Annotated in this window: 7 protein-coding genes; 6 read left to right on the forward strand and 1 reads right to left on the reverse strand. The window is 34.9% G+C overall.

All coding sequences use genetic code 11. The features are described 5' to 3' along the window. The coding region (locus PHC28_RS01040; protein ID WP_300095708.1) for a glycogen/starch synthase at positions 1-516 on the reverse strand (516 nt) is incomplete at its 3' end. A 108-nt stretch (positions 517-624) separates the two neighbouring features. Between PHC28_RS01040 and panC the strand changes: the two genes are divergently transcribed. The 6 genes from panC to PHC28_RS01070 form a co-directional block, all read left to right on the forward strand. Continuing rightward, entirely contained in the window at positions 625-1,473 is an 849-nt protein-coding gene (gene panC, locus PHC28_RS01045) for a pantoate--beta-alanine ligase (RefSeq protein ID WP_300095713.1), read from the forward strand. 14 nt (positions 1,474-1,487) lie between these two features. Further along, positions 1,488-1,838, forward strand: a complete 351-nt coding sequence (gene panD, locus PHC28_RS01050; RefSeq protein WP_300095716.1) for an aspartate 1-decarboxylase — start codon at positions 1,488-1,490, stop codon at positions 1,836-1,838. 85 nt (positions 1,839-1,923) lie between these two features. Then, positions 1,924-3,285 carry a DNA repair protein RadA gene (gene radA / locus PHC28_RS01055; RefSeq protein ID WP_300095719.1) on the forward strand — a complete coding sequence of 454 codons (1,362 nt, stop codon included), beginning with the start codon at positions 1,924-1,926 and terminating at the stop codon, positions 3,283-3,285. 50 nt (positions 3,286-3,335) lie between these two features. After that, the gene (locus tag PHC28_RS01060) at positions 3,336-4,979 is read left to right on the forward strand and encodes a carboxylesterase family protein (protein ID WP_300095722.1); all 1,644 of its coding nucleotides are present in this window, start codon (positions 3,336-3,338) and stop codon (positions 4,977-4,979) included. Between the two features lie 202 nt (positions 4,980-5,181). Further along, positions 5,182-5,628, forward strand: a complete 447-nt coding sequence (locus tag PHC28_RS01065) for a hypothetical protein (RefSeq protein WP_300095725.1) — start codon at positions 5,182-5,184, stop codon at positions 5,626-5,628. Positions 5,629-5,798: 170 nt separating this feature from the next. Further along, positions 5,799-6,370, forward strand: a 572-nt coding sequence (locus PHC28_RS01070; protein ID WP_300095728.1) for an AsmA family protein, incomplete at its 3' end; no start/stop codon positions are given.

Below are 6,370 nucleotides of genomic sequence, written 5' to 3' on the forward strand. Positions count from 1 at the left end.
AACAATCTTTGTTTCTGAAAACAAGGCTTCATTTTTATAAAAATGCTTCATATAAATAGGCAGTAAAGCTGCCATCCAGCCATGAACGTGAATAATATCAGGAACCCAATTGAGTTTTTTTACCGTTTCGACAACTCCTTTTGCAAAGAAAATTGCACGCTCATCATTGTCTGGATATAAAACCCCTTCTTCATCAGTAAAAGTGGCTTTCCTTTTAAAATACTCATCGTTATCTATAAAATACACCTGAATTCTTTCCTTAGGTATTGAAGCAACTTTTATTATTAAAGGCATATCCAAGTCATTCACAACTAGATTCATTCCCGAAAGCCGAATTACTTCGTGCAATTGATGTCTTCTTTCGTTAATATTTCCATACCTTGGCATAAAAATTCTTATCTGTCCTCCTAGATTATTAATCATTTTCGGAACCTCATAAGACATTGAAGACACCTCATTTTCAGCTAGATAAGGCACCACCTCTGATGATACATATAATATTCTCTTATCTTCCATATTGTAATTTGCTTTATTTATTGGCAATAAAAACCATGCAAAATTACAAAAATTTATGCAGTTATAGACTAAAATATTAAGTTTGCACTCAATTTCAACAAAACAGCTATGCATATTTTCTACGAAAAAGCAGCCTTAATAGACTATTTAAAATCTACAAGAACCAGTAATTCGAATATTGGCTTTATTCCAACAATGGGTGCTTTACATCAAGGCCATTTATCGTTGATGCAACAATCTATGTCAGAAAACGAAATTTCTATTGTAAGTATCTTTGTAAATCCAACCCAATTCAACAATCTCGAAGATTTAGCAAAATATCCAAGAACCCTTGACGATGACCTAAAAAAAATTGCTAAATTGAGTCCAAAAATCATAGTATATGCTCCGCCGATAGATGATATTTACGAAGGAAAACCATCTTCCCAATTTTTTGATTTTGATGGATTAGAAAACCAAATGGAAGGCAAATTCAGACCTGGACATTTTAACGGTGTTGGCACTGTAGTAAAACGACTTTTCGAAATTGTCGAACCAACAAATGCTTATTTTGGCGAGAAAGATTTTCAACAATTACAAATTGTGAAGAAAATGGCTGCTAAAAACAAGATGAAAGTCAACGTTGTGGGTTGCTCCATTTATAGAGAATCGAATAATTTAGCAATGAGTTCCAGAAATGCACTTCTGACACCTGATCAAAAACAAGAAGCTTCCATTATATACAAAACATTAGTGGACGCAAAAGCAATATTCAAAAAAAATAGTGCAACAGCAACAGAAAAATGGGTGCAAAAATCATTTGAAAAAAATTCAATTTTCAAATTAGAATATTTTCAAATTGCTGATGAGAAAACACTTTTACCTTGTACAAGAAAAAGTAAAACCAAAAATTACCGTGCTTTTATTGCTGTTTTTGTAAACAATATACGCTTGATCGACAACATTTCATTAAATTAATTTACTTTTGCTAAATGCAAATTCAAGTATTAAAATCAAAAATTCACCGTGTAAAAGTTACCGGCGCCGATCTAAATTACATCGGAAGTATAACTATTGACGAAGCTTTACTTGAAGCTTCAAACATCATCGAAGGCGAAAAAGTTTCGATTGTAAATATCAATAATGGCGAACGATTTGACACCTATGCTATCAAAGGCGAAAAAAATTCTGGAACAATTACACTCAACGGTCCAGCTGCCCGAAGAGTGCAAAAAGACGATATTATCATCATCATTTCTTACGCCACAGTTGACTTTGAAGAAGCCAAAACATTCAAGCCTTGGATTATTTTTCCCAATGAAAAAGACAATTCGCTGACTTAAAATAAAGCATTTTATTTTAAAATTTTAAATCCTTTTATTTAAACATTCTTTATCCTAAATTTGGATTCAATTTAGTTCTAAAATAATGTCAAAAGTAAAAACTTCTTTTTTTTGCCAGAATTGTGGCGCCCAATATTCGAAATGGCAAGGCCAATGCAATTCTTGCAAAGAATGGAATACGATTGTCGAGGAAATTATTCAAAAAGAAGAAAAATCAAGCTGGAAACCCTCATCTACTGATTCCAAAAGAGTTTCTAAACCATTACGAATTAATGAAATTGACTCTAGCCAAGAAGTGAGAATGAACACTCTTGATGGCGAACTCAATCGAGTTTTGGGTGGCGGAATTGTTCCTGGTTCAATGATTCTTTTGGGAGGAGAACCCGGAATTGGAAAAAGTACACTTTTACTCCAAATTTCTCTGAAACTCCCCTATAAGACCTTATATGTTTCGGGCGAAGAAAGTCAAAAACAAATCAAGATGCGAGCCGAAAGAATCACTCCAAACAGTGATAATTGCTTCATTCTTACCGAAACAAAAACCCAAAATATCTTTAAACAAATTGAAGCCATCGAACCCGAAATCGTCATCATCGATTCCATTCAAACGCTTCACACTGATTATATCGAATCGACTCCGGGAAGTATTTCTCAAATTCGCGAAACCACTGCCGAGCTTATCAAATTTGCTAAAGAAACCAATATTCCTGTAATCCTAATTGGTCATATTACCAAAGACGGAAACATTGCTGGACCAAAAATTTTGGAACATATGGTTGACACGGTTTTGCAATTCGAAGGCGATAGAAATCACGTGTATAGAATCTTACGTTCACTAAAAAATCGTTTTGGTTCCACTGCCGAAATCGGGATTTATGAAATGTTGGGCAACGGCTTGCGAGAAGTATCCAATCCTTCTGAAATATTGATTTCACATAAAGACGAAGAGCTATCAGGAACCGCAATTGCTTCGACTCTCGAAGGAATGCGCCCGTTAATGATTGAAATTCAATCCCTAGTAAGCACTGCGGTTTACGGAACACCTCAACGCAGCACAACAGGTTACAATGCTAAAAGACTAAATATGATTTTGGCTGTTTTAGAAAAAAGAGCTGGTTTCAGACTTGGCGCCAAAGACGTTTTCCTAAACGTAACTGGAGGAATTTCGGTAGATGATCCCGCAATTGATTTGGCCGTTGTCGCTGCTATTTTATCATCGAATGAAGATATTCCGGTGAATAAAGATTTCTGTTTTGCGGGTGAAGTGGGTTTGTCAGGTGAAATTCGTCCTGTAAACCGTGTCGATCAACGCATTCAAGAAGCTGAAAAGTTAGGATTTTCGACGATTTTTGTTTCAAAGTACAATAAAATTGCCTTGAAAAACACCATCATAAAAATCCGATTGGTAGCGAAGATTGAGGATGTTGCGAGCGAATTGTTTGGGTAAAAACCTTTTTAGTTTAATACAAAGAAAAAAATAATTAAAACACATCAATTATGAGTCTAAAAAACAAATTTATTGGGCTGTTATTTGTGGCAATTCCTTTTATTTCGAATGCGCAACAAGCTGTTAATCCTTATGCTTTTCCTGTTCAAGTAACCACTACAAACGGAATTATTGAAGGCGAATTCGACGTTAAAACTACTATTCAAAGCTTCAAAGGAATTCCATTTGCACAACCACCAGTTGGCGATTTACGTTGGAAAGCTCCTCAACCTGTTTCGAATTGGACAGGTGTAAAACAAACCAAAAAATTTGGCCCAAGAGCCATACAACCCGCAATATTTGGCGATATGGGTTTTAGAAGTGATGGCATGAGCGAAGATTGTTTGTACTTAAACGTATGGTCGCCTGCAAAATCTACCAATGAAAAACTACCTGTTTTGGTCTATTTTTACGGTGGTGGTTTTGTTGCTGGAGACGGTTCGGAATATCGATATGACGGAGAGAATATGGCCAAAAAAGGAATCGTAACACTAACTGTAAATTATCGTTTAGGAATTTTTGGCTTTTTCTCTTACCCTCAATTAACCAAAGAATCTCCTAATCACGCTTCAGGAAATTATGGCTATCTTGACCAAAATGCTGCCTTGAAATGGGTTCAGGCGAATATTGCACAATTTGGTGGCGACCCAAAAAGAGTAACTATTGCAGGAGAATCGGCAGGTTCCATTTCCGTGAGTGCTCAAATGGCTTCACCATTATCTAAAAACCTAATTGCAGCTGCTATTTGTGAAAGTGGCGGTTCTTTCTTCCCTACTTCAGCACCAGTTCCATTGGCGGAAGCCGAAAAAACAGGACTTGATTTTGCACAAAAAATGGGTGCAAGTTCATTAAAAGAACTTCGTGCTATGACTACTTTAGAACTATACCAAAAATCAAGTGGAACAAGTATGGGCACATTCAAAACAACTATTGACGGTTATTTTCTTCCAAAATCACTGACCGAAATTTTCGAAGAAAAACAACAAGCGATGGTTCCCTTGTTATTGGGTTGGAACTCCGAAGAAATGACCTATCGTGCTCTGACAATGGGGAAAGACTTGAGTAATGAAAGTTATATTCAAAAAATAAAAGAATTATACGGTGATAAAGCTCAAGAAGTTTTGCAATTATACCCAGCAGGAACTCCTGAAGTTACGGAGCAATCGGCAACCGATTTGGCTGGCGACCGATTTATTGCTTACAGCACTTGGAAATGGTTTGATTTACATCGAAAAAATAGTTCACAAAACATTTATCGTTATTATTTTGCGCATCCTAGACCCGAAATGAGAGATAAAAATCTAGAAGCTGGCCTTGCTGGTGGCGTCATCAAAAAAGATATAAATGCACAAAAAGCTACCAAACCAAAAGGAGCTGTACATTCAGCTGAGATTGAATACGCAATGGGAAATTTGGCAACTAATACAGATTATAACTGGACGGAAGAGGATTATAAAGTTTCGGAAACAATGATGAATTATTTCGTTAATTTTATTAAATCGGGGAACCCAAATGGAGAAAAATTACCTCTTTGGCCAATTGCTACAGACGAAAAAAATCCGGAAATTATGGTGATTGATTTAGATTCAAAAGCAATTCAAGCCAAAAACGAGGCTCGCTACTTGTTCTTGGATAAAGAATATACAAAAAAATAAAATCCTTTATTTTGAAAAATAGTTCAAAAAAAGCGGTGTCATTTGATTGATACCGCTTTTTTGTTGTATTTTTTAATCTGAAAATCAATAGGTTAATTTAATTTAAAATTTAAAAAAAAGCAAAATATCAAGTCTGTTTCAGCTTTTCTTCGTAAATTTAGATGTTCTTCTTCTCTACAAGAAGAATTTAAAAAATAATATCATGGAAAAATTAGTCGGAATCTGGATTGACACTAAAAAAGCAATTATTGTTACTCTTGAAGGTCATAAAGAAGAAAAAATCACGGAGGTAGATTCAGAAGTTGAAAACAGAATTTACCATAATAAAGAAAGTGAAAAAGGAACTTCCTCGGGGAATCGCCACGGTGACAGCAAAACGAAATTTGACAACCGAAAAAATGATCAAATGAATTATTATTTAGACTCTGTGTTGGATTATATCAAAGGCTCTGATTATCTCTATATTTTTGGCCCAGCGGAAACTAAAATAAAATTAGAACAACGAATCCGCAACAAAAAATCTCTAGTAAAAATTAATTTAAAAGCAGTTGAAACTGCCGATAGTATGACTTTGAATGAAGTTGTAGCTCGAGTTAAGGATTTTTACAACCCGCTGCAACATAAAATAAATATGGCTCGTCAGCAATAAATTTATACGACAAAACCTACTCAAAACCGCGGTATAAAAATGTGTCGTGGTTTTTTTATGTTCCAAAAAAAATATTTTGTAGAATTTTGCAAAGAGAATCATAAAATTATTCCTGTTCTCTTTTTTTTTCTTTCCTTTATGAACCCGAATTTGCAAATAGTAATTCATTTATGAGAACCCGAAAACAAAAGATATTCTTAGCCGTAAAAATCGTAGTCATAACTTTCCTGATCATGATTATTGCGCTTTTTGTTTTTAGAGATGCGTTGCTAAAACAAACTATTGCAAAGGTTTCGAATAAAATGGAGCGCGATTACGACAGTTCTTTTTCTATAAAAAAAGCTTCATTTGTGGGGCTTTCTGGATTGAGTTTTTCTGATATTGTTTTGGTTCCAAAAAATGCCGACACGCTTTTCAATATTCATAAAATGAAAACCAGTGTCAATTTGTGGCGGTTGCTCATTGGAGATGTGCAATTGGGAACCCTAGAAATAGAGAATGGTTATGTTCAATTAGTCAGAAATAAGAATGGTCGAAATTTCGATTCTTTTCTAAAAAAAGATGAAAACGCAACCAATTCCAAGGAGAAAAGAGATTACGCCAAATTCACTTATAGAATCATTTCGAAAGTACTGAACTTAGTGCCCACGGATATGAAAATCGAAAATCTTTCCTTTCGATTGGATGATAATGGCAAAAAGACAACAATCAATTTCGAGAAACTACGATTAGTCAACAAACA

Source organism: Flavobacterium sp. (genome assembly GCF_028712645.1).
Lineage (GTDB): Bacteria > Bacteroidota > Bacteroidia > Flavobacteriales > Flavobacteriaceae > Flavobacterium.

Coding starts and splice junctions, on each gene's coding strand:
- panC (WP_300095713.1), top strand. CDS start 625: ATGCATATTTTCTACGAAAAAGCAGCCTTAATAGACTATTTAAAATCT.
- PHC28_RS01060 (WP_300095722.1), top strand. CDS start 3,336: ATGAGTCTAAAAAACAAATTTATTGGGCTGTTATTTGTGGCAATTCCT.
- PHC28_RS01065 (WP_300095725.1), top strand. CDS start 5,182: ATGGAAAAATTAGTCGGAATCTGGATTGACACTAAAAAAGCAATTATT.
- panD (WP_300095716.1), top strand. CDS start 1,488: ATGCAAATTCAAGTATTAAAATCAAAAATTCACCGTGTAAAAGTTACC.
- radA (WP_300095719.1), top strand. CDS start 1,924: ATGTCAAAAGTAAAAACTTCTTTTTTTTGCCAGAATTGTGGCGCCCAA.